Here is a 26,204-nt window from a genome sequence, read left to right as displayed (position 1 = left end):
CTGTTATTCCCCCGAAAAGAGGGGGGTGGAGAGATAGCGGTCGCCCGTGTCGGGCAGCAGAACGACGATCGTCTTTCCGCTGTATTCGGGACGGCGCGCGAGCTGCGCCGCCGCCCACACCGCCGCGCCCGACGAGATGCCCACGAGCACCCCCTCCCGCCGCGCGATCTCCCGCCCGGCGGCAAACGCGTCCTCGTTTTCGACGGTGATGATCTCGTCGTAGACCGCCGTGTTGAGAGTGTCGGGGACGAAGCCGGCGCCGATGCCCTGGATTTTGTGGGGGCCGGCGCTTCCGCCCGAGAGGACGGGGGAGCCGGACGGCTCCACCGCGACGATCCGGACCGCCGGGTTCTTCGATTTGAGGTACTCGCCGACGCCGGTGATCGTGCCGCCGGTGCCGATGCCCGCGACGAAGACGTCCACCTCGCCGCCGGTGTCCTCCCAGATTTCCGGGCCGGTTGTGGCGCGGTGCGCGGCGGGGTTCGCGGGGTTTTCAAACTGCCCGGGGATAAAGGAATTCGGGGTCGCGGCGGCGATCTCCTGCGCCTTTGCGATCGCGCCCTTCATGCCGAGCGCGCCGTCGGTGAGCACCAGCTCTGCGCCGTAGGCCTTCAGCAGGCTGCGCCGCTCGACGCTCATCGTCTCGGGCATCGTCAGGATGACGCGGTAGCCGCGCGCCGCGCCCGCCGCCGCCAGCCCGATGCCGGTGTTGCCGCTCGTGGGCTCGACGATCACCGAGCCCTCCCCGAGCCGCCCGGCCCGCTCCGCCTCGTCAAGCATCGCCTTGGCGATGCGGTCCTTGACCGAACCCGCCGGGTTCAGGTATTCCAGCTTTGCAAGCAGCCGCGCGCCGAGGTTCTCCCGGCGTTCGTAATTCGTCAGTTCAAGCAGCGGGGTTCCGCCGACCAGTTCGGTCATGCTGCGATAGATCTTTGCCATATCCAGTCCCTCCTGAAGGTGTGTTGCGGAATTCATTTAATTCCTATGTGTTTAGTATGAAATTAGTATAGCGAGAGAATGCCGGTTTGTCAACCCCCGGATGGGAGATTTTTCAGATCACGTAGTCGTTGCCCGCCTTTGCCCGCTGGATCTCCACGAGGTCGGCCAGCGTCATGCCGTCCACCGTCTCGTTGATCGCGCGGGAGAGCCGTTCCCACAGCACGAGGGTCGCGCATTCCCCCGCGCGCGCGCAGGCGTTGGGGGAGTCGTCCAGGCAGGCCACCGGCGCGAGGCTCCCCTCGATCGTCCGCAGGATTTCCCCCGCCGTGTAGTCCGCCGGGGCCTTCGAGAGCCGGTAGCCCCCCTGCGGGCCGCGCACGCTGCGCACAAGCCCCGCCCGGCCGAGCACCGTGACGATCTGTTCGAGGTATTTGACCGAGATCTCCTGCCGGGCCGAAATGTCCCGCAGGGAAATGTATTCTCCCGTGTCGTGCAGCGCAAGATCGAGCATGAGCCGCAGCGCGTAGCGTCCTCTTGTTGATATCTTCACGGCCATCCCTCCATTCCTCTGTCATTATACGCCCCCCGGGGGACTTTGAAAAGTCCCCTCAACTTGCCGAAAAAGTTTTTTCGGCAAGTTGAGGGGCCCGCTGCGGCGGGCTTATCCGCTCGCTCAATGCGGTAGGAACCTACGGTTTCCCCCCACACGCCCCCCTCCCTGTTTCCGTCTGACCGGCAGCCGCCGCCCGCGCCGCTTGCATCCCCGGGGAAAAGGCGGTATGATGATACCATTCCAAAAAAACGGAGGACGCCTATGCTCATCGCCGACCTGCACATCCACTCAAAGTATTCCCGCGCGACCAGCGGGGAATGCGTGCCGGAACATCTCGACCTGTGGGCCCGCCGCAAGGGGATCGGGCTTTTGGGCACGGGGGATTTCACCCACCCCGCCTGGCGGCAGGAGCTGCGGGACAAGCTCGTCCCGGCGGAGGAGGGGCTCTACACTCTCCGCGAGGGACTGCATGTGGAGGGCGCCGCGGGAACGGAGCGCCCCCGGTTCGTCGTCACGGGGGAGATCAGCTCGATCTATAAAAAGGACGGCCGGGTGCGCAAGGTCCACAACCTCATCCTCCTGCCCGGCCTCGAGGCGGCGGAGGCCCTCTCGAAAAAGCTCGAGGCGATCGGCAACATCCATTCGGACGGGCGGCCGATTCTCGGGCTGGACAGCCGCGACCTGCTGGAGATCACGATGGAAACCTGCCCCGAGGCGGTCTTTATCCCCGCGCACATCTGGACGCCCCATTTTTCCCTCTTCGGGGCGTTTTCCGGCTTCGACACGATCGAGGCCTGCTTCGGCGACATGACCCCCTGCATCCACGCGGTCGAGACGGGGCTTTCCTCCGATCCGCCGATGAACTGGCGGCTGTCGGCGCTCGACCGCTACGCGCTCGTCTCCAATTCGGACGCGCACTCCCCCTCCAAGCTCGGGCGGGAGGCCAACCTGCTGGAGATCGAGCCCTCCTATCCCGCGCTGGCCTCGGCGCTGCGCGGGCGCGGCGCGCCCGGCTTTCGCGGGACGGTCGAGTTCTTTCCCGAGGAGGGCAAGTACCACTTCGACGGGCACCGCAATTGCAAGCTCTGCCTGCGCCCGGGCGACACCCCGGCCGACGGGCGCTGCCCCGTCTGCGGCGGCAAGCTGACGATCGGCGTGCTCCACCGGGTGGAGGAGCTCGCCGACCGGGAGGAGGGCTTCGTTCCGCAGGATTCGGTCCCCTTCCAGAGCCTCGTGCCCCTGCCCGAGGTGATCGCCGCCTGCACCGGCTTCGGACCGGCGAGCGGCCGGGTGACGGCCCGCTACGAGGCGCTTCTGCGCGAGCTCGGCCCCGAATTCACCATCCTGCGGGAGGTCCCGGAGGAGGAGATCGGCCGGGTGGCGGGCCCGGCGGTGGCCGAGGGGGTGCGCCGGATGCGGCGCGGTCAGGTGGAGCTCTCCCCCGGCTACGACGGGGAGTATGGGAAGATCAAGCTGCTCGACCCGCAGGAGATTGAGACGCTCGCGGGGCAGATGAGCCTGTTCGGGTCGTCGTCCCGGCCCGCGCCCAAAAAGAAAGCGCCCGCCGCGCCGCGGCCTGCCCGTGCGGCCCAAAAGGCGGAGGAGGTCTCCGCCGCCCCGTCGGAGGGCGGGGCGCTCGCGGGGCTCAACGAGGAGCAGCGCGCGGCGGTCACGGCGACGGAACCCGCCGTGGCGGTCGTCGCGGGGCCCGGCACCGGCAAGACCAAGACGCTCGTCGCCCGCGTCGCGTGGCTCGTCGGGCAGGGGGTCAAGCCCGCGCAGATCACCGCCGTCACCTTCACCAACAAGGCGGCGGGGGAGATGCGTGAACGGCTCGAGGCCCTCTTCGGCAAGCGCGCCGTGCGCGCGATGACGATCGGCACCTTCCACGCCATCTGCCTGCGGCTGCTCTCCGAGCAGGGGCCGGTCTCGCTGATCGGGGAGGGGGAGGCGCTCGCCGCCGCCTCGGAGGTGATCGGCGCGCTCGACCTGCGGCTCTCCGCGCGGAAGCTCGTGCAGGAGGTCTCCCGCCGCAAGGGGGGGCTGCCCGCCGACGGGTCGGTCCCGGTCGAGGCGTGCGAACGCTACTGCGAACTGCTGAAGGAAGCGGGCGTGCGCGACTACGACGATCTGCTGCTGGACGCCTACGACCTTTTCGTTCACGGGGAGGCCACGGCGAAGGAGCGGCGCGCCTTCACCCACCTGCTCGTGGATGAGTTCCAGGACGTGAGCGACGTGCAGTACCGGCTGGTGCGCGCCTGGAGCGGGGAGAGCGCCGGGATATTCGTCATCGGCGACCCCGACCAGTCGATCTACGGCTTCCGTGGGTCGGACGCCCGGTGCTTCGCGCGCTTTGCCGCCGACTGGCCCGCCGCGAAGACCGTCGTCCTCACCCGCAACTACCGCTCCACCCCGCAGATTCTGCGGGCGTCCCTGCCGGTCATCTCCAAAAACGGGGGCCCGGAACGGACGCTTGAGGCCCAGCGGCCGGACGGCGGCCCCGTGCGGCTCGTCATGGCGGCGGACGAATTTTCAGAAGCGATCTTTGTGGCCAAGGAGATCAACCGGCTGGTGGGCGGCATCGACATGCTTGACGCACAGGGTGGCGGGAGCGCGCAGCCCCGGGGCTTTTCCGACTTTGCAGTCCTCTACCGGACCCACCGGCAGGCCGAGGCGCTGGAAAAATGCCTCGGCATCGAAGGGATTCCCTACCTCGTCGCCGGGCGGGACAAGCTCCTGTCCGACGGGCTGGTGCGGGGCGCGGTCGGCTTTTTCCGGGGCCTTTGCGGCTCTGCCGATCCCTTCTCCCTGCGTGCCTGCCTGACCGAATCGCTCGGCTGTGAAAGGGCTGCGGCGGACGCCTTCCTGCAGACGGCCGCCGGGGCGGCGGCCGATTCCCCGGCGCGGCTGCTGGAACTGCTCCCGCCCGCGCTCGCGGCGGCGGAACCGCTTGCCCGCTGGGCGGAGCTGGCGGAAAAATATCTGCCGCGCGCCCGGCGGGAAAAGCCCCGCCGCCTGCTCGAGGACTGGATCGGGGACACCGGGCGTTCCTCCCCCGCCATGGAACGGCTTCTAAACATGGCGGTGCTCCACGCCGACATGCCCGCCTTCCTCCTGAACCTCACCCTCGGCGAAGAACGGGATGTGGCGCGCAGCGGCAGCCGCTCCTACCTCTCCGACGCGGTCACCCTGCTCACCCTGCACGGCGCGAAGGGGCTCGAATTCCCCGTCGTCTTTCTCTGCGGCGCAAAGCGCGGCGTGCTCCCCCTCGACTCGCCCGGCCGCGAGAACGATCCCGCCGAGGAGCGCCGGCTCTTCTACGTCGGCATGACCCGCGCCAGGGAGGAGCTTGTCCTGCTCTGCCCGGGCGAGCCCTCCCCCTTCCTCGCGGACATCCCCGCGGACCAGCTCGCGCGCAGCCACGCCACCCCGGCGCGCCGTCCCGCGCCTGGCGGCGTGCAGCTGAGCTTTTTCCAGGGGAACTTTTGAAAAAGTTCCCCTGGACCCCTCAAAACGTTTGGTTCAGGCCGGCCGCGCCGGCACTTACCGTTCCCTTCGTTGGGAGCGCCCGCAACCTGAATTGAGCCCTCAGCTGGTGTACCCGTGGGGAGTGACGGCAACCGGCGGGTTATGGCAAGGTACTCCCGGAGATTCCGCTTAGAGTTCCGGCTCGTAGGGCCGGGTCCGCGCAGCGGACTCAAGCCGGGGTCGCGGGGCGGAGCGCCCGCGAGCGGCCGTCGCGCGTAGCGCGCTCCGGGCATCCGCCGAAGGCATCCTCTCAGGATTCCGGCCCTTCGGGCCGGGTCGCATGGCGACTCCCTACGGGGAATCCAAAGGGGGGCCTGTGGCCCTCTTTGAATGCGCGTCGCCGCTCTGCGGCGCTCGCCGCAGGCGAGGAGCGCATCTATGCCCGGGCAGGCCGCCCAAGGCGAAGGGTTCTTAGGCGGACTTTTGGTTCCTTTTCGTCCGTCCGAAAAGGAACCCGTGGCGCGCGGCGGAACGCGCTCGTGATTCTTGCCGCTTTTTAAGCGGCAATTCCCGTCCAAGCTCCGCCGGGCGCAGCACGGCAAATCCAAAACCGCCCGCCGGGAGGCGGTCACCGATCCTCGACGATCATGGTCTGGAGCGCGTCGGGGGAGGTATCCCGGCTGAAGATGTACAGGGTATAGGTGGCGTTGGGGCGGATGGTGACGAAGGTGGACACCAGCGCCTGCGGCAGTTCAAAGACGGTGACGCCGCCGTCGAGCGTTTCGATGTCCGCCATACGCGGCTCGGGGCGCAGGTTTGTCTCGGCGATGTCGATCTGGTAGTCGCCCGGGCGGATGCGTTTGAAGGAGGTAACCTCCTTGAAGCGCACGTCGCTGTAGATCACGCGCCCGTCACCGAGCAGGATGTCGACCGGATTGCTGTAGTAAGCCAGGTTGCACGCCCGGAAGCAGGACATCGAGGCGGGCCGCGCGCAGGAGGTATCGGAAATCTGCAGGAGGTCGAGACCGCTGGCGGAGTTGATGACGGCGATCGTCACGCTGTCGTCCGCCTTGAAAGGGATGGATTTCTGGAGATAGACATAGCCGTTCGTGCCGGTGACCGTCACGGTCTGGAACCCGTTGGACACCCTGCCGTAAGGGGTGAGGGAGGTAAAGCCGAGGCCGTTGACGATGAAGCGGTTGTTGATGAAGATGCGGAAGGGCCGGTAGCCGAAGGCGGCGTTGAGGAAGCGGACCTTTCCAAACCTGCCCGCTCCGCAGTAAAAGCAGGGCGGATTCGGCGCCGGCAGGATGGGAATCGTCTGTCCCGGACGGCCGGGTGCGACGGGTCCGCCCTCCCCGGGGTTGGGCAGCGGCACGACGGGGAAGTTTCCGCCGGGACCGGGCGCGGCCGGGCCGCCTTCGCCCGGGTTGGGCAGCGGGATGGAGGGGGTATCGCCGCCGAAAACGGGGCCGCCCTCGCCGAAACCGGGGAGCGGCAGGGCGGGCGCGTCGCCCGGTGCAGCCGGGCCGCCCTCCCCGGGATTGGGCAGCGGCGCGACCGGGATGTTCCGGCCGGAATATCCGCCCATGTTGTCGGATGAATACATGTTGATCCATCTCCTTTCACGATTTCTACCATACTATTAAAAAGCCGGGCCTCCGGTGATTCTTCCGGGGCCCGTTTGCCCGCCGGGGAGAAAAACGCCCCGTGCGGGCGCGGACGAAAAAAGGGGGGCGCGCTGCCAAACGGCAGCGCGCGCCCCTTTTTCATAGGCGTAACGGGAAAGCCCCGCTTCGTTTATTTCCCGGCGGCGCGCAGGGAGATGAACCGCAGGGTGTCCCGCAGGACCGGCTCGCTCTTCACATCGATATAGAGCCATTTGCCGCCCATCGAGACCTTCGTGTTCCGGAAGAGCTCCTGTGTATAGGGGTCGCAGGCGGTGACCAGCAGCTCCGCCTCGGGCAGGACCCGTTCCCCGACCACCACCATGCAGGAGAAATACCCTTCGTTCGGATAGAGGGTGCAGAGCGCCCGGCCGCCCTTTTTGTATTTGACGTTCCAGCCCGGCGCCATTGAGCAGCAGCTGTACTCGATCCTGGGGGCGGCGCCGTAGGTTTCCTCAACCGTGCGGCAGAGGGCCCCCCAGAGCGGGCTTCCCACGAAGGCGTCGATCTCCTCCGCCGAGGGGGCGTGGTCCTTGGGATAGGTGTCCTTCCATGCCATAGACGGTTCCTCCATTTTCATTGCGGCGCGGACGCGCCTGTTTCCTTTGTCCTCAGAACCGTGACCGCCGCATAGTGCAGGATTTCAAAGCGCGGCGGCGCGATCCGTTCGAGCAGCGCGAGGTGTTCCCGGTCAAAGCGCGCGATCTCCTCCGCGGGCAGGGAGGCCCCGATCCCCCGGCAGGCCTTCATCCGTCCGTTCCACCCCTCCCGGGTGAAGGGCACCCGCAGGTCGAAGACCTCCTGCCGCTCCACCTCGAAACCGGCTTCGTAGGCGTCCGGCACGGCGATCGGATGCCGGGTCTCGCCGCCGCCGGTCCAGCCGGGATTGTACCTTTGCACGAGCTCCTCGCTCTTCGCGGCGATCGGGTCCTCGCCGGGCAGCCACGCCATATAGAGCGCCGCGAGCCGCCCCGGGCGCTTCAGGATCCGGCTGAGCCGCGGGGCGAGCAGGGCGTGGTCGAAGTAAAAGAAGCACTGGCAGGCCGTCACCACGTCGAAGCTGCCGTCCGGAAAGTCGGTCTCCTCCGCCGGGAGGCACCGGAAGGCGATCTCCAAGCCCGCCTCCTCCGCCAGCCGCCGGGCCTGCGCGATCTGTTCCTCCGAGATATCGGTCCCCACGAAGGAGGCGCCGTAGCGGCAGAGGTTCCTGGGCAGCACCCCCGTCCCGGTCCCGAGGTCCAGGACGGCCTGCCCCTTGGTGCAGAGCCCCATGTCGAGCAGCCGCCGGTAAAATTCGGGCGGGTAGATGTCCCGGTATTTCGCATAGTCGGCGGAGGCGCGCCCCCAGTCGAACGCGCGGCCGTGGTCGATGTTCCGGTTTGTGTTCATGACGGCTCCTTTCAGAAGGGCGCGCCGCGCGCGGGCTTTCTCCCATTATAACCGATTGCCTCCCGCCGGGCAAGCTTGGACGCGGAGCGTGCGGGAAAATGGTAAATTTTGTAAAGGTGTGCCGGGGAAGGTGGGTAGTTTGCCCAAGTTTGAAAAGAAAGATTTGTCTCAAGTGATGATTTGTAAAAAACATCTTGACTTCCCAAACGAACAAATTTATAATACGGATTGGGAACGTTCCCTAAAAACTTTGGAAATGAAGGGGTGGTTATGGAGTTTTCAATACTGGATATTGCCCAAAAGGCAGGGGTCTCCAAAAGCACCATTTCCAGAGTGATCAACGGAGGCTCGGTGAGCCCCAAAACCCGGAAGATCGTGGAGGACACCATGCGGGAGATGGGGTATTCCCCCAACTACATGGCCAGGGGCCTGCGGGGCGTACATAACACGGTGGTGGGCATCCTCTCGCTGGGTAGCAGCATGTTCAGCCACCCCTCCATATCCCGGCGCATCGCCGGCATCCTGGACACACTGGGGGAAAACGACTGCGACCTGCTCATCGTCCACGATCTGCTCCAGCATAGCCCGGCCCCCGGGTATGTGCCCAAGTATGTGCGCTATCTGCGGGATCAGAGGATCCAGGGACTGATCACCCTGGGCTGGGACGACCTGCCGGAGGTGCAGCAGGCCGCCAACCAGTTTCGCAACGTGGTGTACGGCGGTGAGCGGCTTCAGATGAACCGCGGCTTTCGGGTCTACCACGGAAACTACTACTACAGCTGCGATCTCTATCATCTCCTGGTAATGAACGGCCACCGGCGGATTCTGACGACCGTGGGCTTCGAGCCGCAGGACGAGCAGTTCCGTAGGGCCCGGATGCGCGCGTGGGAGAGCACCTGCCTTCAGGCGGGCATCCCCTACGACGAGGACTCCTTTTACCGGTCGCCGATGGAGCGGACGCTCACGGAGGAGTACCTGAGCGGCCTCTACCGGGCGTTCCGGAAGGGGAAATACACCGCGCTCTTCGCCGACGAGATGAGCCACGCGACTGCGATCCTGCTCTATTTCCGGGAGAAGGGGCTGCGGTGCCCGGAGGACTATTCGATCGTCACGATCAAGCGGGACGACGCCGAGGAACGGTTCATCACCTCCGTCTTTGTATCCGACTACGACTACGGCGTACTCATCACCAGGCTGATGCTGGAGGTGATCCGGAACGAGGAACTGGAGTACCGGGACGTGATGATGTCCTACTCGATGGAAATGCGCAAATCGGTGGGTAGGAACGCTGCCCACCCGTGAGTTTCTGACAGATTTGAAGTGTGTTGCGGCCGAATTTGAGGAATGGCCGCGCCGCAAAACGGGAACGTTCCCGTTTTGCAATCGGGAGGAGTAGAAGTGAGCACTACCTTTTTTGTTGCAGCCATGGCAATTTACATGGTGGCGATGGTCGTCATCGGCATCGTGCTGCGGGGGCAGGCCACAAAGTCGATCGCGGACTTCGGCCTCGCGGCAAACCGCTTTGGCTCTACGGTCATCGCGGCGGTCAGCATCGGGGCGTGGGTGGGGAGCGCCGGCCTTATCGGTCTGTGTGCCTCCAGCTACACGGGGGGCGTGGTCAGCTGGTGGAGCTACGCCAGCCTCTACCTCGTCACCCTGCCCTGGATCTATTTTTTCGCCAGCCGTCTGAAGGCGCTGAAGCTCTTCACCATCGCGGAGTTCTACCAAATGCGCTTTTCCGGCTACGACGGGGCCATCCAATACCCCGTGGGCATAGGATTCTCCCTGAAATACTGCATGATGATGGGGTTACAGTTCAACGCCCTGGCGTTCCTGTTCACCACCTTCCTGGGGTGGTCCCATCTGCGCGGGGTGCTGGTATCGGCGGTCATCATCCTGTTCTACACGGCGATCTCCGGCTTCCTCAGCGTCATGGTCACCAACTTCATCCAGTCGATCTTCCAGACGCTCTGTCCCTTTTTGGCCCTCGGCTTCGTGCTCTTCAGCCTGGGGGGATGGCAGCCGGTGGCGCAGTACTACCAGGCGGCCGGGCAGCCGGAGGCGCTCTCCCTCTTCCAGGGCTTCGGCTGGGTGAAGGAGCTGATCTACTACTGCATTACGATGGGCCTGCTGGTCATCGTGGGTAACCAGGACGACCTGCAGCGGGTGGCCTCGGCCAAAAACGTGAAATCCGCGAAGCGCGGCCTCTATCTGGGGACCTTCCTCGTACTCCCCATTCTGGCGATCCCCTGCTATGTGGGCGCCGCGGCCAAGGTGCTGCTCGGGCCGGGCGTGGAGCCCAACATGGTGTTTTACACCCTCATGATGAAGGCGGGACCCGTGGTGGGGCTCCTGCTGCTCTACGGCGTGCTCTCCACGATCATGTCCTGCGCCTCCTCCACCCTTTTCGCCGGGGGGATGATCATCTCGAAGGACCTGATCCAGCATGCCATGAAATCGAGAGGGAAACAGATCAGCGACAAGGACGACATCTTCCTGAGCCGCGTGGGAATCCTCCTCTGCACCGTCTTCAGCATCGGCCTCTCCCTCTGGTTCCAGGGGATCATGGAGCTGATGGACGTGGTGATGTCCATCTGCGCGGCCGCGCTGGTGATTCCCTACCTGTTCGCCTGGTTCAGCAAGAAGATGAACACCGAGGGCGCGATCACCGGGATGGTCGCGGGAGGTCTGGCGGCCCTCGTCTGGACCATCCTCGGCAGACCCCACGGGCTCGATGCCATCTGGATCGGCCTGCCCTGCTGCCTGGCCGGGTGCCTGGTCGGGCAGAGGTTCGGCAAGGCGCCCACGCAGGCGGAGATCGACGCCACCTACTATTTCCAGGAGAAATTCCGCAGCCTCCGCCGCGCGGAAAAGGCCGGGTCCTGACCCGCAGCCGGGGCCGGTGTGTGGAAGGAATTTGTTTCGCCTCAAATTGGGAACGTTCCCGATCGTTACAATGTTTTTAAGGAAAAAAGGAGGGTATTTATGGGACAGACGTCCAATAAGAAGTTTCATTACGCGTTTTTAGTGGTCCTGGTCTACGCCATCGCGCTGCCGGCGGTATTCCTGTTCAGCAACGCCTTCGGCCTGTACATGGTGCCGATCACCGAGGAGCTGGGGATTTCGCGCGGGGCCTATTCCCTGACGCAGTCCTTCAACGAGATCGTGTCGGCGGTGCTTTATTTCCTCTATGCAAGGATCGAAAAAAAGTTTAAAATTCGATATATCATCACCGCGGGCGCGCTGTCCGGGGCGATCGCGGCGCTCCTGTACGCGATCTCCGGCAACCTGCCGATGATCTTCCTGGCCTCCGCGGCCTCCGGCTTCATCTGGCCGCTGTTCAGCCAGGTCAGCGTGGGCAACATCGTCAACAACTGGTTCGCGCGCAAGGGCGCCACCATCATCAGTGCGATGTTCACCTTCAGCAACCTGTGCGCCTTCTTCACCTCGAAGCTGGTCGCCTCCTGGATCGAAAACGACGGCTGGCGCAGTTCAATGCTCTACACCATGTGGCTGATCCTCGCGGTGACGATCCTGGTCTTCCTCGTCATCCGCGACCGCCCATCCGACAAAAAGCTCCAGCCGTGGGGGATCAAGGGCAAGTCCGGGGAGGAAGCCCGGAAGCAGGAGGACGCGTCCGTGCTTCCCGGCGCGGAATTCAAGTCCGCCCTGCGCAGCCCCAAGCTCTACTGCGCCTATTTCTGGACCTTTATCACCGGCCTCATCGTCTACCCGGTGGTCTACGCGGTACCGGCGCATCTGAGCACGGTCGGGTTCGATACGGTGTTTTCGGGCGACGTGGTCGGCCTGTTCAGCATCGGCTCGGTGGTCTTCCTGCTGCCTCTCGGGTGGGCGATGGACCGCTGGGGCGTGCGGATCGGCACCACCCTCTGCGTGGGCGGCTACCTGCTCGCCATCGCCTCACTGCTCGTCATCACGCCGTCGATGTCCTTCCTGGGGCCGGTCATCGGGCTTTCCATGGGGCTGGGGATCATCCTCTTCACCGTGCTGCCCGTCTTTATGCGCGAGGTGTTCGGCTTCAAAGAGTACTCCAAGTTCATGAGCTACTCGGTGGTCTTCCGGACGATCGGCAGCACCCTCGGCTTCCCGCTGCTCAACTTCACCTATGACATCGTGGGCTCCTACAACACCGTCTTCGCCATCTTCGGCGGATTTTCGGCGGTCCTGCTGGTCCTCGGCCTCGTCGCCACCAGCAAGAAGAACCCTCTGTGGGTGGAGACCCGCCCCGGTTTCCAGGGATACGTGGGAGAGGCCCAAACGGCGGAGCAGGCGTAAAGCGCCCGCGCGCCCGTCACATTACAATATCAGGAGGTAAACAGCTATGAAAGAATACACCAAAATCCTTGCGGACTACGCCGCCGGGCTGAAATACGAGGAACTGCCCGCGGACGTCGTGGAGCAGGCCAAGAAGATCATCCTGCACACCATCGCCGTCAGCATCGCCAGCAGCAACATGAGCCCCACCGTGAACGCGGCCGCCGTTGCGGCGGCCCGCCGCAGCGGCCCGGACGCCACCATCTGGGGCGCCAAGGGCGTGCGGGTCAGTCCCTCCGACGCGGTGTATGCCAACGGCACCGCCGCCGACGTGCTCGACTGGGAGGACTGCACCTGGACCGGCCACGCCTCGGCGGGGGCGATCCCGGCCTCCTTTGCCTACGGCGAGCAGAAGCATGCCGGCGGCAGGGAAGTGATCACCGCCATCGTAGCGGCCTACGAGGTCTACCAGCGGATCGCCATGGCGGTCCAGCCCGACTTCGACACCTACCTCGCCCAGGGACGGGGCTGGGGGCTGGTGAACTGGCAGATCTTCGCGTCCGCCGTCGCGGCGGGCAAGATGCTGGGCCTGGACGCCGCCCAGATGGCCGCCTGCATCTCGCTGGCCGCCTATCAGGCGCCCACCCTCATGGGCAAGGACGGCGACGGGGACATCTACCACTACGCCCACGGCATCGCGGGCAGGAGTGGCGCGGAGAGCGCGGAGATCACCCGGCAGGGCTTTGAATATTACGCCGACGGGCTGGAAGGGGACACCGGCTACTGGCTCTACGTCTCCAACAAGTGCGACTGGGACTGGATGGACAGAGAGCTGGGCAAGACCTTCTACATCAACGAGACGCTGCTGAAGCACTGGCCCGCCAACGTCTGGGTCCAGGCGCCGCTGGACGGGCTGGACAACATCTGCACCCGGGAAAAGCTGACGCTCGCGGACATCGCCAAGGTGCGGGTCTCCCCGATCATCGATATCTACAGCGCCGAGAACCCGCTGCCCATGGGTCTCATCCAGGCGGAGTACAGCCTGCCCTACTGCTTTGCCTGCTACCTCACCGGAAAAAAGCCGTCGGAGGACTGGTACAGCCTCGAGAGCCGCTCCAGTAAGGAACTCAACGAGCTCTCCGGAATTGTGGAATACTTCGGCCCTCAGGCCAACCGCCTGCACATGTTCGAGATCTTCTGGCAGGGCACCTTCCCCGAAACCACGGTGGAGGTGGTTTGCAGGGACGGACGGGTCTTCAGCGAGACGCTGCGCGGACCCAAGGGACATCCCCGCAACAACTTCACGATGGCGGAGGAGAAGGAATTCTTTATCGCCCGGACGGCGGAGTTTATCGGCGCGGAAAACGCGGCGAAATTCGCCGACGGCGTCGAGAAGCTCGAAGACTGCGCGGACCTCAACGACCTGACCGCCCTGCTGGCCGGGAAATAAACCATTTACATCCGGATGCCCCCTGCACAGGGGGCATCCGTTCCGTCAGGGGGGAATCACGATGAAGGAAACGGAACTGCTTCAAAAAGCCCGGGAATTCCTGCGGGAAAACCGGGAGGCCATCGTCGCGGACATCGGGGCGCTGGTGGACATCCCCAGCGTGCAGGGGAGCCCCGCACCGGGTGCGCCTTTCGGGGAGGGACCCCGCCGGGCACTGGACCGCGCTCTGGAGATCGCCGTCCGGATGGGCTTTGAGCCCCACAGCCACGAGGACTGCATGGGCTGGTTCGACCTGCCCGGAGAGCGGGAGGCGCACATCGCCACCATCGCCCATCTGGACGTGGTGCCCGCCGGGGAGGGCTGGACGTTCGAGCCCTTCCGGATGGAGCGGCGGGGGGACTGGCTGATCGGCAGGGGGACGGACGACGACAAGGGTCCGCTGGTCTACTGCATGTATCTGGCCAAATTCTTCCGGGAGAGCGGGATCAAACTTCGCTACACCCTGCGGACGCTGATGGGCTGCAACGAGGAGACCGGCATGGGGGACGTGGGCCCCTATCTGGCGGCCCAGCCCCAGCCCCTCTTCTGCCTCTCCTCCGACGCGCTGTTCCCGGTCTGCAACGGCGAAAAGGGGCTCTTCCAGGGGGAGTTCGTCTCCCCGAAGCTCGAAGGGAACGTGGTGGATATCCAGGCGGGGGAGGCCAGCAACATGATTCCCGAGCGGGCGGTCTGCCTGGTAAAATTCCGGGGCCGCCTGCCTTTGGGCCGCGAGGGGATCGAGGCGGCGACGGAGGACGGCCTCCTGCGAATCACCGCTCATGGGGTGGGGGCCCACAGCGCCATGCCGGAGCGGGGGAAAAACGCGATCGGTCTGCTGGTGGACTTTCTGCTGACCGAAGGTCTGACGGACGAGGACGAACGCCCCTTCTTTGAACTGCTGCACCGGCTGCACCTGTCCCCCTATGGGCAGGGGCTGGGCGTCGACTGTAAGGACGACGCGCTGGGCGCCCTGACCTGCGTGGGCGGGGTGATCCGGATGCGGGACGGCGTCATCCGGCAGAACATCAACATCCGCTATCCCGCCGCCGTCACCGGCCCGGGGCTGGCGGAACGCCTGGAGGCCGCGGCGGGCGCGGCGGGGTCCGCGTTTTCCCTGATCGACTACTCGGAGCCCTTCTTCATCCCGGAGGAGGACCCGGTGATCCGGCTGCTGCTGGACGCGCACAGGGAGGTCACCGGCAGCGCCGCCCCCGCCTACGCCTGGGGCGGCGGCACCTACGCCCGGTGCTTTCGGCGGGCGGTGAGCTTCGGCCCGGGCCTGGCGGGGGAGGAAATCAAGCCGGACTTTGTGGGCGACTGCCACGGCCCCGACGAGGGGACCAGCCTGTCCGCCCTGGACGAGAGCTTCCTCGTCTACGCGCTGGCGGTCCTGCGGATGCAGGGACTGGAGCCGGAAGAGCTGGGCGGCTGAAGAAGCCTGCCCGAAGCGGATCGGAAAAGGCCGCGTTGGGGCAAAGAAAAAGGATCTTGTAAAGATCCTCGTGTATGGGCGATAGGCCGAACGGGACGATGGGATTTTACCAATGAGGGAGAAGGGACGGTCCCATCCGCCCGGCCGGTAACAAAGGGAAGGGGTCGCTCATAGAATAAAACCAGCAAAGGGGGCGTATAGTTGTGCAATTTGGCGCTGACTCTCACAATCCATACGAGGCGGGAAAAATCATTGTTGCCATCCATCGCGATCCCGATTCACCAAACGCGTCCGGGGATGCGGCCGGCCGTGTTTTAAACGAACTTGCGTATGAAAAAGCGGAGTACATATTTCGTTCAAACGGGACGGGCGGCGAAGACGGCGGATTGGATCTGATCCTGGTCCATCTGAACAGCAGGGATGGAGCCGCGGTGGACGACGCGGTCGAACGGCTGTCGGCCAATCCTCATGTCGCGTATGCGGAGCCGGACTATCTGGAAGATCTTCACTTGATTCCCGACGACCCGCTGAACAGCCGGCTGTGGGGGCTGCAAAACATCCACGCGCCCGCGGCATGGAACTATACGACGGGGAGCGATCAAGTCGCGGTCGGCGTGATAGACACCGGCATAGACCATACGCATCCGGACATCCGGGCAAACATGTGGGCCTCACCGGACGGGCAGCTGGAGAACGGGTGGAATTTCGCCGGCAACGATCGCTATTCCATGGACTTGAACGGACACGGTACCCATGTCGCGGGTACCGTAGGCGCAGTGGGGAACAACGGGATCGGCATTGCCGGGGTATGCTGGAAAGTAAAGACGGTCTCCATGAAATTCGGCCTTGACGTCGCGTCAGCCATCGCGGCGATCTATTTTGCGAATCAATTTGAGATCCCCATCCTCAACGCCAGCTGGGGCGGCCGGTCCTATTCGCGCGCATTGAAAGATGCGATCGACCGGTACGGCGGATTGTTTATAGCATCGGCGGGGAACTCCGGCACAAATAACGACGCCGCACCCATCTATCCCGCCTCCTACACGAGCGGCAACATCCTATCCGTCGCGGCCATAGACCCGTATCACACCCTGGCGCGGTTTTCAAATTATGGATTTGAAAGCGTGGATATCGCCGCGCCCGGAACCGGTATTCTCAGCCTGGACCTGCAGGGCGGGTATACGCCCAAGAACGGCACTTCGATGTCCGCGCCGCATGTCGCCGGCGCGGCGGCCTTGCTGAAGGCGTATATGCCCGCCTTATCCGCCTCGACGATCAAAAACATCATCCTATCCAGCGCGGTGAAAATCCCCGGCTTGGCCGGGAAGGTCCTGACCGGCGGCGCGCTGGACGTGAACGCCATGTTTGAACTGGCCAACCGCCTGTAAAACAGAACCGGTGAAAGAACGGCGGACGGCCTCCTTCCGAAGGCTGAAACGCGGCTTCCAGCCAGCGGAAATGCAATAAAACCGCTTTTTAAGAAGTTCGCCTCCGGCGGCACGCCGAACGGCATCTGCCGCTTTCCCCTTCGGGGGTGACAGGAGGTTTTTAGAGCCGGAGGCGGAAAATCGGACGTCAGTATGAAAAAAACCGAAGGCAAAGCCTTCGGTTTTTTGGCGCGCCCGAGGGGATTCGAACCTCCGACCTACCGCTTAGGAGGCGGTCGCTCTATCCGACTGAGCTACGGGCGCATAACACCATAATATTATAATGCGGGGGGATATTTTTGTCAACCGAACGCGGGGGGCCAGATTCGGCGTTTTCGCAGAAAAATCCAAAACCCACTTTTAAAGACCCATAAAAAGTGATATATTAATAACTGTATATGCTGGTGCTGTGCACCGGGCGCGGCAGTCCCGCGGGCACGCGGACGGCCGGCGCGACTCAGGCGCGGATTCGGCGCCGCAAAAGAGAGGAATGGAAAAACGGATGATTCGCGAAAAATCCTGCGGGGCGCTTGTCTACCGCAAAAAACAGGATAAGGTGGAACTCCTGCTCATCAAGCACCGCAACGGCGGGCACTGGTCCTTCCCCAAGGGGCATGTGGAATCGGGGGAAAACGAGTACCAGACCGCGCTGCGGGAGATCAAGGAGGAGACGGGGCTGGACGTCAACCTGCGGGACGGCTTCCGGCAGAGCGTCGAGTATTTCCCCAAGCCGCACGTCAAAAAGCAGGTGGTCTACTTTCTCGGCTATCCGGGCGGGGACGACACCGTCAAGCGGCAGGAGGAGGAAATCAGCGAGTACCAGTGGTGCCTGCTGGACGACGCGGACGGGATGGTCACCTTCCGCAACGACAAAAACCTCATCAACGAGGCCAAGCGGTTTTTGGCAAAGGACCGGGAGCACTAAACGGGCGCGTCGGCTTTTCCGAATGATTACGAAAGCGCAGGCGAACTGATTTGGATCGACAACCTATCCGGAGGAGCTGGCTCTTCTCCTTCCCCACGCGCACGATCACGCTGAGCTTTGCCGCGGTCATCCTCGTGGGGACGCTGCTGCTGATGCTCCCCGTGTCCAGCCGTGCGGGCGCCTTCACCCCCTTTCTCGACTGCCTGTTCACGGCGACCTCCTCGACCTGCGTGACCGGGCTGGTCGTGCACGACACCTACGCCTACTGGTCCGCCTTCGGGCAGTGCGTCATCCTCGCGCTCATCCAGATCGGCGGCCTGGGACTCGTGACGCTGACCACCTTCTTCAACATCGCGATCGGCCGCAAGCTCGGCCTGCGCGGGATGCACCTCGCGCAGGAATCGGTCGCGTCCACCGGCCCGGACATCAACCAGCTCATGAAGGTGGTCATGATCACCGCGCTGACCGTCGAGACGGCGGGCGCGCTCCTGCTGGCGACCGTGTTCGTGCCCGAGTTCGGGGCGGAGGGCATCTTCATCTCGGTGTTCACCTCCGTCTCCGCCTTCTGCAACGCCGGGTTCGACATCTTCGGGCGGGCGGAACCGTATGTATCGCTGACCGGCTACGTGGGCAACCCGATCGTCGTCGGCACGGTGGGGCTGCTCATCATTGTGGGCGGCATCGGCTTCATCGTCATCCACGACCTGCTCCAGTACCGGCGCACCAAAAAGCTGCTGCTCCACACCCGCATCGTCATCGTCTCCACCGTTTCCCTCATCCTGGTGGGGATGGCGTTTACCGCCGTCTGCGAGTGGAACAACCCCTTCACCCTGGGAGGGCTTTCCGGAACGGGGGAGCGGCTCGGCGCGGCATGGTTCCATTCGGTGAGCTGCCGCACGGCGGGCTTCAACGTCTTCCCGCTCGAGCCGATGCACGACATCACCAAGATCCTCTCCTCGCTGCTCATGTTTGTCGGCGCGGCGCCCGGCTCGACGGGCGGCGGCATCAAGTGCACGACCTTCGCGGTCATCTTTATGACCGTCTATAGCGTCGTGCGCGGCGACGAGGACACCGTCATCTTCCGCCGCAAGGTGGAGAAGAGCGCGGTCTATAAATCGCTGGCCGTCATGATCCTGGGGATTCTCGCGGTCACGATCACCGCCGCCTGCATCGTCGCCACGATGAGCGGCACCCACGCGGTCACCGGCGTGGACGCGCTTTTCGAGAGCGTCTCCGCATTCGCGACGGTCGGGCTTTCGGCGGGCATCTCGGCGGTCGCCAGCACCCTGTCGCGCATCCTGCTCATCTTCGAGATGTATATCGGGCGCCTCGGGCCGGTGACCTTCTTCCTCGCGCTGGCCATGCGCCCCACCGCCAACCGCAAGGAAATTCTGCCGGTCGGGAAGATCCAGATCGGCTGAGGGCGTTGTTGCATGAAAAATTGCCGTTCTGACGAACGGCAATTTCCGCCGATGGGCATTTACCGCATCATATACTCCACGCTGTCCAGCACGGTGCCGAGGGTCTTGATCGCCTTGGTCGCGTTCTGCTTGAGCTTTTTGCCGGGGTTCTTTTTGTGGTTCATCATATAAGCCGCGGTACCCGCCGCCATTGCCACCGCCACGCCGGTCACCGCTGTCGCCGCCGTTTTGTTCATAGGATTGCACCTCCGTAAATTTAGTTGGTTCCGCGGAACGCACCCGATGCGTCCCATACTGACAGTATGCCCTGCGCGCGGCGGAGCGATTACGCAAACTTTCTGGAAACGGCTATCCGAGGAAATGAATTCCAATTTTGAGAGGTGAATGTTATGACGGACCGTCCGCCGCGCGTCGCGGCCATCCACGGGCTGGCCGGCTTCGGCCGGAGCTCGCTCGCCGTCGTGACCCCCACGCTCTCCGCGATGGGGATCCAGGTCTGCCCGGTGCCGACGGCGGTCCTCTCCACCCATACGGGCGGGCTGGGCGAGGTGGAATACCGCGACCTGACCGACTATATCCGCCCCTGCTTCGAACATTACCAGCGGTTGGAGCTCGGGTTCGAGGGGATCTATTCCGGCTTTCTCTCCAACCCCTCGCAGGCGGACGACGTGGCCGCGTTCATCGCGGCGTGGCCGGACGCGCTGGCCGTCGTCGACCCGGTGATGGGGGATCACGGCAAGCCCTACCGCACCTGTACCCCCGCGCTGATGGAGCGGATGCGCAGCCTCGTGCGCAGCGCGGCGGTCATCACCCCCAACCCGACCGAGGCGGCCATCCTGCTCGGCGAGCCCTACCGTCCCGAACCCCTCGCGCGCCAGCCGCTCAAAAGCATGCTCGCGCGGCTGGGAGAGCTCGGCCCGCGCCACGTGGTGATCACCGGCGTGGAACTGGCGTCGGGGGAGTGCGCGGCCGTGGGCTACGACCGCGGGCGCAACGCCTTCTGGTACGTGGGGTACGAATATGTCCCGGCGGCCTATCCCGGCACGGGAGATATCTTCGCGAGCGTGCTCACCGGCGCGATGCTCAGGGGGGACAGCTTTCCGATCGCGATGGCGCGCGCGACCCGGTTCGTCGAGCTGGCGATCAAGACGACCTTCAGCTATGGGACCGACACGCGCTACGGCGTCATGTTCGAGCGGTGCCTCGGCTGGCTGACCCACGATGAGATCCTCAAGGGCTACAAGCCGCTTTAAACATTGAAAAGCCCCCGGCTCCATGAGTCGGGGGCTTTTTATTCGGATTCAGAAGGGCAGATCGTTCCCGCCGCCCCAGCTGGTTTCGTGGTAGGCGCGTTCCACGGCGCGGCGGTAGATGGAATACCCCGCCGTGACGCAGCATACCAGAACGGCAAGCGCGACCGGGACCACCAGCCACAACAGGGAAAGAAAGCGTTTGTCGTTGCGATCCATCGGGATTCCCCTCCATGCGCGCGAGGCGCCGAAATTTTCACCAGCTACTATGATACCGCAAAATGGGAAAACCGTCAACCGGGCCGGGCGGCCCCGCGCGGCCCGGAAAAACAAATAACACTGCCACCGGAGGTGACAGTGTCACAGAGAAAAGGCTGCATGGAGCCGCTTATTTGGCGGCGGCGAGCTTCTTCATAAGCGCGGACTTCCTGTGCGCGGCGGCGTTCTTGTGCAGGATGTTCTTCGAAGCGGCCTGGTCGACCTTCTTGATCGCGACGCGGATCGCGTCGGCAGAATCGGCGGCACCGGCGGCAACCGCAGCATCCGCCTTCTTCAGCACGGTTTTGAGGTTGGTCTTGACCGCTTTATTCTCAAGCGCCTTCTTCTGGGCAACGAGCACTCTTTTTTTCGCAGATTTGATATTCGGCATGGTTCACACCTCCTTGTCCGCTGGATATCATCAGACAGTACAAGTTATGATAGCATCTTTTTTGAAAAAATGCAATACCCCGCAAGAAATTTTTCCTGCAAAAAAGAGGGGCGGCGCACCGCGCCGCCCCTCTTTTTTAGCGAAAGACCAGATATTGATAGGTGACGCCCGCCTCGTTGAGGGCGGCGACCCGTCCGGAGACGGGCGTTGCCGAACTGAGCACCGAAAACCCCGTCTCGGTGACCAGCGCGGCCTGTGAAGAACCGCCGCCGGCGAGAAAGGCCGCCCGGAGGGCGACGGTGGTCTGGTCGACCGGCTGGAAGGGGTTTTCACCGGCGGCAAAGACGATTCCGAAGGCGGGGGAGAACCCGAGGGAAATTTCCTGCATGGGCTGTCCGTCTCCCTCGTAGCTGCCGAGCACCGGGACGGCTCCCGTCCACGCCGCGCGTTCCTGCGCGGAGACGTGCGCGGCACCGTCGGCCGTATGGGCGTGGAGCGCCCCGTCGATCTTTTGGTTGTCCGCGTTGAAGTCGGCCATCTTGGGCCGGTCGGTGCCGCTCCACTGGTTGAGCTGCAGATGTTCCGTGGTGTTGGTGCTTGCCATTGCTTCACTTCCTTTTTCAGGTTGGCGTGCCCCGGCCGGGGGGCGCGGGGGCGAAAAACGGCGGGCATGACGCCCGCCTCCCGCACGGCAAAGCCGCGCGGGGCAGCCGCCCGCGGCGGCTGGTTTTTCGCCCGGTCAACGGTTTTCCGGGAGCTGCCCGGCGTCGATCTCCGCCCAGGCCAGGTCCTTTTCATCGAGCTGCGCGGCGGTGAGGCCGGACGCGTCCAGCCGTTCCCACGAGAGGCTGCCGAAGTTGTCCGCCGCGCCGACGCTCACGGGCAGCAGCGCCGCGAGCAGCCGGAGGAGCGCCGCGTTGTCCGGGATGAGCCCGCCCGCGCCCAACCCCTCAGCGAGGACGCGGTTCTGCCCGCCCTGTTCGCGCAGGGAGAGGTCCGCGCCGAGCGCGCGAAAGTGGGATTCGAGCGCCCCGGGCGTGCAGCCCGGGCCGCGCGCCAGCGCGGCGGAAGCCTCCCGCAGCGTGGAAAGCTCCATGCCGGCGGGGACGCGAAAGCCGCAGAGGATGCAGAGGCGCTCGAGCTGCGCGCGGTCCGCGCGCGGGGAAAAGAAGGACGCCTCACAGCGCTCAAGCGCGGAGGAGAGCAGCGCGAACGCCGCTTCGTAGGCCGAAAGCTCACGGAAGACGGATCCGCCGGGTCTCAGGTCATAGAGGCCGGTCGCGGCCGTCCGGGGAAAGAGCCCCATCGCTTACCCTCCCATCCGCGTGACGGAGAGTTCCCCCGCCCGCAGCACCTGCGCCGGGCCGGCCGCCAGGTCGGCGGCGGGCAGCAGGACGCGGCAGTTGGTCACCTCTTCGCGGTCCATTGCGAGCGCGCAGAGGCGCGCCACGGGCAGCCCCGCGCCGACCGGCATGCGGTCGAGCGTCTCCCGGACACGGCCGAGCAGGGCCTCCCGCACCTCGGAAAAGCATTCCGCCGGGGCTTCGATCTCAATGGAGACGCCGGCGGCGACCGCCTCGGCGCTTTCGACCGTGACCGTGTCGCAGGGGGCGCGCATCCCGCCGAGCGCCTCCGACAGACCGGCAAGCACCGCCTCCGGGACGGCCGGCGCTCCGTCCGCCGCCGCATAGACGGTGAGGGAACCGGGACGTTCTCCCGCGCATACGGCCGCGCTTCCGATACCCGGCCACGCCTCGGCTGCCGCGCGGTAGCTTTCGCCGTTCACGCCGTTCGCGGGGCGGGCCCAGGCGGCGAGCAGGCGGCGGCGCAGCGAATCGTCCCCCTCCGCGTCCGTCCCGCCGGCAAAGGGCGCGCCGTTCTCCACCGCCGCGACTCCCGCCGCGAGGCGGCGCGGCAGCGTGACGCTGCCCGCGGCGGCGTTGCCGCCGCGGCCCGCCAGGGCGGCCCGCGCCGCCAGCGTGGCGGACGTCTCCCCCGCGGGGATGCTTCCCGCGTCCGTGGTGAGATACACCCGCCCGTCCGGGGCCGCGCACGCGGTCCCCGCCGGGATCGGAACCTCCCCGGCCGTTCCCGGCGCGCGGGTAAAGGTGAGTTCCCCGGCGGCGTGCGCGGCGGGCCTGCGGGAAATCCCCCGCAGCGCGGCGAGGGCGTCGAGCGCCTCGCCCTTCGCGGTCAGCGGGTCGGACTGCCGCGCGGCCTCGTCGAGCCGCGCGGAAAAGTCCGCGAGCTCGCCCGCCAGCGCGTGAAAGCGCAGCGCGATGTCCGACGCCTCGTCGGGGACGAAGCCGGAAAGCGCGCTGTAACGTGCGGTCATCGCGCGGTAAAACTCCTGTTCGTTCATATGTCCACCTCCAGTTGATAGTCCCGCCCCGCCAGCGCGAGGGTGACCCGCACCGTCAGCCGCCGCGCGCCGGGTTCCCACGCGCATTCCGCCGCGCGGACCTCGAACTGCGGCAGGGGGGCGAGCGCCAGGCGCGCGTCGGCGAGCGCCCGCGCGTCGCGGGCTCCGGCGGGGCCGTCCGCGTCGAGGCGGTGCAGCGTGCTGCCGAAGGCGGGATCGTGGGGCAGGCTTCCCCGCCTCACCGCGAGCCGGATGGCGGCGCGCTGCAAAAGCTCCCGTTCGCCGCCGACCATGACGGGGCTTCCGAGAGAATCGCAGAGGTGCCCGCCGTCAATGAGCAAAGCGTCCATTATACGCCCTCCTTTTCCTACAGGTAGCCGCGGTCGACGAGCGTGAGCTCGGTCGACGCGCCGGAGGAAGCGAGCCGGTGCCGCACCTGGTGCACCAGCAGCCCCTCAAAGGTCTCATATCCGCCCGACACGGACGCGGTGTCGCAGACCGAGATATCGAGCAGTCCGGGGCAGGTGACGGTGACCACCCGCTTGCCGAGCATTGAACGGCGGATGCGCAGCATCGCGTCGATCTGGCCGCCGGTGGGGGTCAGCGTGTACTCGACCGACGGAATGAGGTACCGCTTGCGCACGAGCCCGAGCGCGGAGGCCTCGGGGTTGTTGTAGGCGTAGCTGTACGCGCCGTCGTCGTCGCGGATGACGAACCGGGTGATGGGGGAGTAGCGGTTGTCGGTGATCTTGAGGCATGTGTACCGCTGGGCCCCCGCGACCCGGTTGGAGATCCGATGGAAGCTTCCCTCGCCGGGATTCATCTTGCAGACGACCCGTCCCGCGTCGTCGATGCGGGCGATCCCCTGGCTCCCGTTGCGAAAGAAGTTGGAAAGCGCCTCCCATTCGCTCGTCCCCTTCAAAATCTGGTACTGGTTGAAGAAGACGTCGAAGTCGGTGATCAGTGTGGAGAAGCCGTAGGGCCGGATGTGCTCGTCGAAGAGCTCGGTGAGGGAAAGCCCGGTGGTATAGGTCTGCGGCAGGGCCTCGTTGTCGAGCAGCACCGCGCCGATGCTGCGTGCGATCAGCTTGAGCCGCCGCCCGTCCGCGTCCTCGGTGACCGCCGCCTCGTCGGGCCTGCCGGAAAAGAGCGTCCGCCCGCCGATTTTCACCTCGACGGAGCGCAGGTCTCCGCAGGCGCGCACGCAGGGGAAAATCCCCTCGAACGAGTGCGCGGGCGAGTCGAGCGATTTGACGATTTCCCATTCGAGCGGCGCGGGCAGCAAAACGGCGTTATCCGCCGAATCCTTCACCGTGCAGGACCATTCGCCGGTCAGCTCGGTCATGCGCCCACCCCTCTCTGTGCGGCGCGCTCGACGAATTCGAGCGTGTAGGTAAGCACCCGCCCGTCCCCCTGCGCCGTGTAGGCGAAGCGGGAGACGGCGGCCTCAAAGCTGCCGCCCGCGGGCAGGTAGAGGAGGGCGAACCCGCCGCCCGTGCAGGCCGCGGAGATTTCCGCAAGCTTTGCCGCCGCGCCCTCGGGCGTGGGGGCGAAGACCTCCCCCTCGCACCTTGCGACGCGGCAGCGGGGGCCGAGCTCCTGCACCGCCGCGCCGCAGCCGGGGAAGACCTGCGGCGCGAGGGTCCCGGTATAGCTCAGTTCGATCCGCCTGGGATTGTGCGGGAAGACGAACTCCCCATACTGCATCCTGCTCATGAGAAGTCCTCCATTTCGTTGGTGATCGGGTGCGGGTAGCGCCGGGCCTGGGTTTTGAGGCGGTCGTTGAGCTGCCCGAGCAGGCCTCCCTCCCCCTCGCCGGAGACCCGCCACCCCACCGGGGCGGGGGAGGCGTCCTCAAACCCCGCGGCCTCATAGTCCGGCAGGGCGGGCGTGTACGCGGCCTGCCCGGTGGAGAGCCCGTCCCCCACCGGCCGCGCGGTGTCCAGATAGCGGTCCCACACCATGGGAACGTCCATTTTGGCGGGGTAGTTGACCGCCGCGCGGGATTTCGTGTAGTCGGAATAGACCTTGAGGTTTTCGGCCAGCTCGGCGTCAAGGTTCAGCATGGGAATTCCTCCTCCGAAAAGCTCTCGTTGAAGGAATATTCCTCCCGGTCGAAGCCGTCCTCCTCCGCCCCGCCGAAGGGCAGGTCCCCCTGCGCCCAGTAGAGGCGGCAGAGCCCGGCGATCTGCCCGAGGGTGTACCGGCGCAGCGCCCCCGCGGGGGTGCGCAGCCGGTCGGGCCCGTCGAGCGTCTGCCAGAGCAGCACGCAGTTGTAGGCGAGCGCGTAGGCCTCCTCGCCGCCCAGCCCCCGCTTTCCGAGCCGGGGCATCATCGCGCAGGCGCGCTGACGGTGGGAAAGGCGCTGGGCGGCGTTCTGCCTGCAAAAATGGACGCCGCGCCCCTCAAAGGGGACGGTGAAACGCTCCGCCGCGCCGCGCCTCATGACCGCACCTCCATGCGCGAACGCGCCACGAGGGTGAGGCTCTCATAGACGAGGTCGCCCAGCGGGGCGTCCTCGCCGATCGCCGACCACTGGCACCCGGAATAGATGATTTTGCCGTCGGGCCGCACGATGACGACGTTGAAGTCCTCGAGGGAAAAGAAGTCCACGTCGGAGGCGGGGGAGACGACCACCCGCACAAGCTCGAGCACGTGGCGGATGCGCCCGCCCACGGTGCCCACCGGCTCCGCCGAACCGAACGCCTCGACATAGCGGCTCTCGCGGGTGGATTTGGCCTTGTAGCTCTGGGCGGTGGCCAGGCGGCGGCCGTCCACCTCGATGTAGATGTCCTTGCTTGTCGGGAAACTGATAAATGCCATTTTGTCCTCCTTCCGCTCTAAACCACGATGTCGGCCGCGATCACGATCTGGTTGATCTCGGGCGCGACCCGCAGCGACAGCGTCGCCACGCAGACGGACGCGTCGTCCGGGTGGGCGGCGACCCGGGGCGGCCGG

General features: G+C 65.4%; 27 protein-coding genes and 1 tRNA gene. 10 read left to right on the top strand and 18 right to left on the bottom strand.

What is annotated here, in order from left to right; all coding sequences use genetic code 11:
• Positions 1–3: 3 nt before the first annotated feature.
• Positions 4–939 carry a cysteine synthase A gene (gene cysK / locus ACZO3G_RS09750; protein ID WP_276873779.1) on the bottom strand — a complete coding sequence of 312 codons (936 nt, stop codon included), beginning with the start codon at positions 937–939 and terminating at the stop codon, positions 4–6.
• 112 nt (positions 940–1,051) lie between these two features.
• Positions 1,052–1,495: an RrF2 family transcriptional regulator gene (locus ACZO3G_RS09745; protein ID WP_418452148.1), complete on the bottom strand. Its 444-nt coding sequence runs from the start codon at positions 1,493–1,495 to the stop codon at positions 1,052–1,054.
• Between the two features lie 258 nt (positions 1,496–1,753).
• Here ACZO3G_RS09745 and ACZO3G_RS09740 point away from each other — a divergent pair, with 258 nt between their 5' ends.
• On the top strand, positions 1,754–4,981 hold the full coding sequence (locus ACZO3G_RS09740) for a UvrD-helicase domain-containing protein (protein ID WP_276873774.1): 3,228 nt from the start codon (positions 1,754–1,756) through the stop codon (positions 4,979–4,981).
• 607 nt (positions 4,982–5,588) lie between these two features.
• Here the strand turns inward: ACZO3G_RS09740 and ACZO3G_RS09735 are convergent.
• The 3 genes from ACZO3G_RS09735 to ACZO3G_RS09725 all read right to left on the bottom strand — a co-directional run bounded on the left by ACZO3G_RS09735 (position 5,589) and on the right by ACZO3G_RS09725 (position 8,016).
• Positions 5,589–6,569 carry a DUF4397 domain-containing protein gene (locus tag ACZO3G_RS09735; protein WP_276872607.1) on the bottom strand — a complete coding sequence of 327 codons (981 nt, stop codon included), beginning with the start codon at positions 6,567–6,569 and terminating at the stop codon, positions 5,589–5,591.
• A 191-nt stretch (positions 6,570–6,760) separates the two neighbouring features.
• The gene (locus tag ACZO3G_RS09730; RefSeq protein WP_276872606.1) at positions 6,761–7,186 is read right to left on the bottom strand and encodes a DUF3788 domain-containing protein; all 426 of its coding nucleotides are present in this window, start codon (positions 7,184–7,186) and stop codon (positions 6,761–6,763) included.
• Between the two features lie 17 nt (positions 7,187–7,203).
• Positions 7,204–8,016: a class I SAM-dependent methyltransferase gene (locus ACZO3G_RS09725; RefSeq protein WP_121587161.1), complete on the bottom strand. Its 813-nt coding sequence runs from the start codon at positions 8,014–8,016 to the stop codon at positions 7,204–7,206.
• Positions 8,017–8,286: 270 nt separating this feature from the next.
• Between ACZO3G_RS09725 and ACZO3G_RS09720 the strand changes: the two genes are divergently transcribed.
• The 6 genes from ACZO3G_RS09720 (at position 8,287) to ACZO3G_RS09695 (ending at position 16,600) form a co-directional block, all read left to right on the top strand.
• A complete protein-coding gene (locus tag ACZO3G_RS09720) occupies positions 8,287–9,318 on the top strand; it encodes a LacI family DNA-binding transcriptional regulator (protein ID WP_101548422.1) in 1,032 nt (343 codons plus the stop codon).
• 96 nt (positions 9,319–9,414) lie between these two features.
• The gene (locus tag ACZO3G_RS09715; RefSeq protein WP_172439117.1) at positions 9,415–10,902 is read left to right on the top strand and encodes a sodium:solute symporter family protein; all 1,488 of its coding nucleotides are present in this window, start codon (positions 9,415–9,417) and stop codon (positions 10,900–10,902) included.
• Between the two features lie 99 nt (positions 10,903–11,001).
• Positions 11,002–12,312 carry an MFS transporter gene (locus tag ACZO3G_RS09710; protein WP_101548426.1) on the top strand — a complete coding sequence of 437 codons (1,311 nt, stop codon included), beginning with the start codon at positions 11,002–11,004 and terminating at the stop codon, positions 12,310–12,312.
• Between the two features lie 46 nt (positions 12,313–12,358).
• The gene (locus ACZO3G_RS09705) at positions 12,359–13,741 is read left to right on the top strand and encodes an MmgE/PrpD family protein (RefSeq protein WP_101548428.1); all 1,383 of its coding nucleotides are present in this window, start codon (positions 12,359–12,361) and stop codon (positions 13,739–13,741) included.
• A gap of 61 nt (positions 13,742–13,802) precedes the next feature.
• Complete coding sequence (locus tag ACZO3G_RS09700) at positions 13,803–15,212, top strand: Sapep family Mn(2+)-dependent dipeptidase (protein WP_276872605.1); 1,410 nt, start codon at positions 13,803–13,805, stop codon at positions 15,210–15,212.
• Between the two features lie 203 nt (positions 15,213–15,415).
• Positions 15,416–16,600 carry a S8 family peptidase gene (locus tag ACZO3G_RS09695; RefSeq protein WP_276872604.1) on the top strand — a complete coding sequence of 395 codons (1,185 nt, stop codon included), beginning with the start codon at positions 15,416–15,418 and terminating at the stop codon, positions 16,598–16,600.
• A 226-nt stretch (positions 16,601–16,826) separates the two neighbouring features.
• Here ACZO3G_RS09695 and ACZO3G_RS09690 read toward each other — a convergent pair.
• A tRNA-Arg gene (locus tag ACZO3G_RS09690) sits at positions 16,827–16,903 on the bottom strand.
• A gap of 238 nt (positions 16,904–17,141) precedes the next feature.
• Between ACZO3G_RS09690 and ACZO3G_RS09685 the strand changes: the two genes are divergently transcribed.
• Together ACZO3G_RS09685 and ACZO3G_RS09680 are read left to right on the top strand one after the other, a co-directional pair.
• On the top strand, positions 17,142–17,564 hold the full coding sequence (locus tag ACZO3G_RS09685; protein WP_121587185.1) for a bis(5'-nucleosyl)-tetraphosphatase: 423 nt from the start codon (positions 17,142–17,144) through the stop codon (positions 17,562–17,564).
• Positions 17,565–17,614: 50 nt separating this feature from the next.
• Positions 17,615–18,985: a TrkH family potassium uptake protein gene (locus ACZO3G_RS09680; RefSeq protein ID WP_243107458.1), complete on the top strand. Its 1,371-nt coding sequence runs from the start codon at positions 17,615–17,617 to the stop codon at positions 18,983–18,985.
• Between the two features lie 59 nt (positions 18,986–19,044).
• On the opposite strand, the gene ACZO3G_RS09675 is transcribed toward ACZO3G_RS09680, so the two are convergent.
• A complete protein-coding gene (locus ACZO3G_RS09675; RefSeq protein ID WP_158595661.1) occupies positions 19,045–19,221 on the bottom strand; it encodes a hypothetical protein in 177 nt (58 codons plus the stop codon).
• A 153-nt stretch (positions 19,222–19,374) separates the two neighbouring features.
• On the opposite strand from ACZO3G_RS09675, the gene ACZO3G_RS09670 reads away from it, so the two are divergent.
• Positions 19,375–20,238 carry a pyridoxamine kinase gene (locus tag ACZO3G_RS09670; RefSeq protein WP_101548434.1) on the top strand — a complete coding sequence of 288 codons (864 nt, stop codon included), beginning with the start codon at positions 19,375–19,377 and terminating at the stop codon, positions 20,236–20,238.
• A gap of 48 nt (positions 20,239–20,286) precedes the next feature.
• On the opposite strand, the gene ACZO3G_RS09665 is transcribed toward ACZO3G_RS09670, so the two are convergent.
• The 11 genes from ACZO3G_RS09665 to ACZO3G_RS09615 all read right to left on the bottom strand — a co-directional run bounded on the left by ACZO3G_RS09665 (position 20,287) and on the right by ACZO3G_RS09615 (position 26,069).
• Complete coding sequence (locus ACZO3G_RS09665) at positions 20,287–20,454, bottom strand: hypothetical protein (RefSeq protein WP_158595660.1); 168 nt, start codon at positions 20,452–20,454, stop codon at positions 20,287–20,289.
• Between the two features lie 169 nt (positions 20,455–20,623).
• Complete coding sequence (rpsT, locus tag ACZO3G_RS09660) at positions 20,624–20,884, bottom strand: 30S ribosomal protein S20 (RefSeq protein WP_101548436.1); 261 nt, start codon at positions 20,882–20,884, stop codon at positions 20,624–20,626.
• A gap of 136 nt (positions 20,885–21,020) precedes the next feature.
• Positions 21,021–21,488: a hypothetical protein gene (locus ACZO3G_RS09655; protein ID WP_276872603.1), complete on the bottom strand. Its 468-nt coding sequence runs from the start codon at positions 21,486–21,488 to the stop codon at positions 21,021–21,023.
• Between the two features lie 135 nt (positions 21,489–21,623).
• Positions 21,624–22,190, bottom strand: coding sequence for a hypothetical protein (locus ACZO3G_RS09650; RefSeq protein WP_276872602.1), 567 nt, complete (start codon positions 22,188–22,190; stop codon positions 21,624–21,626).
• A gap of 3 nt (positions 22,191–22,193) precedes the next feature.
• Positions 22,194–23,246: a baseplate J/gp47 family protein gene (locus ACZO3G_RS09645; RefSeq protein ID WP_172439118.1), complete on the bottom strand. Its 1,053-nt coding sequence runs from the start codon at positions 23,244–23,246 to the stop codon at positions 22,194–22,196.
• Positions 23,243–23,596 carry a hypothetical protein gene (locus ACZO3G_RS09640; RefSeq protein WP_277138736.1) on the bottom strand — a complete coding sequence of 118 codons (354 nt, stop codon included), beginning with the start codon at positions 23,594–23,596 and terminating at the stop codon, positions 23,243–23,245. The genes ACZO3G_RS09645 and ACZO3G_RS09640 overlap by 4 nt, the downstream gene beginning before the upstream one ends.
• Before the next feature lie 17 nt (positions 23,597–23,613).
• Positions 23,614–24,591, bottom strand: a complete 978-nt coding sequence (locus ACZO3G_RS09635; RefSeq protein ID WP_276873844.1) for a hypothetical protein — start codon at positions 24,589–24,591, stop codon at positions 23,614–23,616.
• On the bottom strand, positions 24,588–24,962 hold the full coding sequence (locus ACZO3G_RS09630) for a hypothetical protein (RefSeq protein ID WP_276873842.1): 375 nt from the start codon (positions 24,960–24,962) through the stop codon (positions 24,588–24,590). Before ACZO3G_RS09630 ends, ACZO3G_RS09635 begins: the two co-directional genes overlap by 4 nt.
• Positions 24,959–25,312, bottom strand: a complete 354-nt coding sequence (locus ACZO3G_RS09625) for a hypothetical protein (protein ID WP_121587147.1) — start codon at positions 25,310–25,312, stop codon at positions 24,959–24,961. The genes ACZO3G_RS09630 and ACZO3G_RS09625 overlap by 4 nt, the downstream gene beginning before the upstream one ends.
• Positions 25,306–25,692, bottom strand: a complete 387-nt coding sequence (locus ACZO3G_RS09620; protein WP_101548450.1) for a hypothetical protein — start codon at positions 25,690–25,692, stop codon at positions 25,306–25,308. The genes ACZO3G_RS09625 and ACZO3G_RS09620 overlap by 7 nt, the downstream gene beginning before the upstream one ends.
• The gene (locus tag ACZO3G_RS09615) at positions 25,689–26,069 is read right to left on the bottom strand and encodes a hypothetical protein (protein ID WP_101548452.1); all 381 of its coding nucleotides are present in this window, start codon (positions 26,067–26,069) and stop codon (positions 25,689–25,691) included. Before ACZO3G_RS09615 ends, ACZO3G_RS09620 begins: the two co-directional genes overlap by 4 nt.
• Positions 26,070–26,204 lie beyond the last annotated feature (135 nt).

The sequence above is a fragment of the Anaerotruncus sp. genome, assembly GCF_057433415.1.
Note: the sequence above shows the minus strand (reverse complement) of the source record. Positions and strands in the feature narration are given on the sequence as shown.

Excerpts from the sequence above, each read along its gene's own strand:
- cysK (WP_276873779.1), bottom strand. The coding sequence starts at position 939 with ATGGCAAAGATCTATCGCAGCATGACCGAACTGGTCGGCGGAACCCCG.
- ACZO3G_RS09745 (WP_418452148.1), bottom strand. The coding sequence starts at position 1,495 with ATGGCCGTGAAGATATCAACAAGAGGACGCTACGCGCTGCGGCTCATG.
- ACZO3G_RS09740 (WP_276873774.1), top strand. The coding sequence starts at position 1,754 with ATGCTCATCGCCGACCTGCACATCCACTCAAAGTATTCCCGCGCGACC.
- ACZO3G_RS09735 (WP_276872607.1), bottom strand. The coding sequence starts at position 6,569 with ATGTATTCATCCGACAACATGGGCGGATATTCCGGCCGGAACATCCCG.
- ACZO3G_RS09730 (WP_276872606.1), bottom strand. The coding sequence starts at position 7,186 with ATGGCATGGAAGGACACCTATCCCAAGGACCACGCCCCCTCGGCGGAG.
- ACZO3G_RS09725 (WP_121587161.1), bottom strand. The coding sequence starts at position 8,016 with ATGAACACAAACCGGAACATCGACCACGGCCGCGCGTTCGACTGGGGG.
- ACZO3G_RS09720 (WP_101548422.1), top strand. The coding sequence starts at position 8,287 with ATGGAGTTTTCAATACTGGATATTGCCCAAAAGGCAGGGGTCTCCAAA.
- ACZO3G_RS09710 (WP_101548426.1), top strand. The coding sequence starts at position 11,002 with ATGGGACAGACGTCCAATAAGAAGTTTCATTACGCGTTTTTAGTGGTC.
- ACZO3G_RS09705 (WP_101548428.1), top strand. The coding sequence starts at position 12,359 with ATGAAAGAATACACCAAAATCCTTGCGGACTACGCCGCCGGGCTGAAA.
- ACZO3G_RS09700 (WP_276872605.1), top strand. The coding sequence starts at position 13,803 with ATGAAGGAAACGGAACTGCTTCAAAAAGCCCGGGAATTCCTGCGGGAA.
- ACZO3G_RS09685 (WP_121587185.1), top strand. The coding sequence starts at position 17,142 with ATGATTCGCGAAAAATCCTGCGGGGCGCTTGTCTACCGCAAAAAACAG.
- ACZO3G_RS09675 (WP_158595661.1), bottom strand. The coding sequence starts at position 19,221 with ATGAACAAAACGGCGGCGACAGCGGTGACCGGCGTGGCGGTGGCAATG.
- ACZO3G_RS09670 (WP_101548434.1), top strand. The coding sequence starts at position 19,375 with ATGACGGACCGTCCGCCGCGCGTCGCGGCCATCCACGGGCTGGCCGGC.
- ACZO3G_RS09665 (WP_158595660.1), bottom strand. The coding sequence starts at position 20,454 with ATGGATCGCAACGACAAACGCTTTCTTTCCCTGTTGTGGCTGGTGGTC.
- rpsT (WP_101548436.1), bottom strand. The coding sequence starts at position 20,884 with ATGCCGAATATCAAATCTGCGAAAAAAAGAGTGCTCGTTGCCCAGAAG.
- ACZO3G_RS09655 (WP_276872603.1), bottom strand. The coding sequence starts at position 21,488 with ATGGCAAGCACCAACACCACGGAACATCTGCAGCTCAACCAGTGGAGC.
- ACZO3G_RS09650 (WP_276872602.1), bottom strand. The coding sequence starts at position 22,190 with ATGGGGCTCTTTCCCCGGACGGCCGCGACCGGCCTCTATGACCTGAGA.
- ACZO3G_RS09645 (WP_172439118.1), bottom strand. The coding sequence starts at position 23,246 with ATGAACGAACAGGAGTTTTACCGCGCGATGACCGCACGTTACAGCGCG.
- ACZO3G_RS09640 (WP_277138736.1), bottom strand. The coding sequence starts at position 23,596 with ATGGACGCTTTGCTCATTGACGGCGGGCACCTCTGCGATTCTCTCGGA.
- ACZO3G_RS09635 (WP_276873844.1), bottom strand. The coding sequence starts at position 24,591 with ATGACCGAGCTGACCGGCGAATGGTCCTGCACGGTGAAGGATTCGGCG.
- ACZO3G_RS09630 (WP_276873842.1), bottom strand. The coding sequence starts at position 24,962 with ATGAGCAGGATGCAGTATGGGGAGTTCGTCTTCCCGCACAATCCCAGG.
- ACZO3G_RS09625 (WP_121587147.1), bottom strand. The coding sequence starts at position 25,312 with ATGCTGAACCTTGACGCCGAGCTGGCCGAAAACCTCAAGGTCTATTCC.
- ACZO3G_RS09620 (WP_101548450.1), bottom strand. The coding sequence starts at position 25,692 with ATGAGGCGCGGCGCGGCGGAGCGTTTCACCGTCCCCTTTGAGGGGCGC.
- ACZO3G_RS09615 (WP_101548452.1), bottom strand. The coding sequence starts at position 26,069 with ATGGCATTTATCAGTTTCCCGACAAGCAAGGACATCTACATCGAGGTG.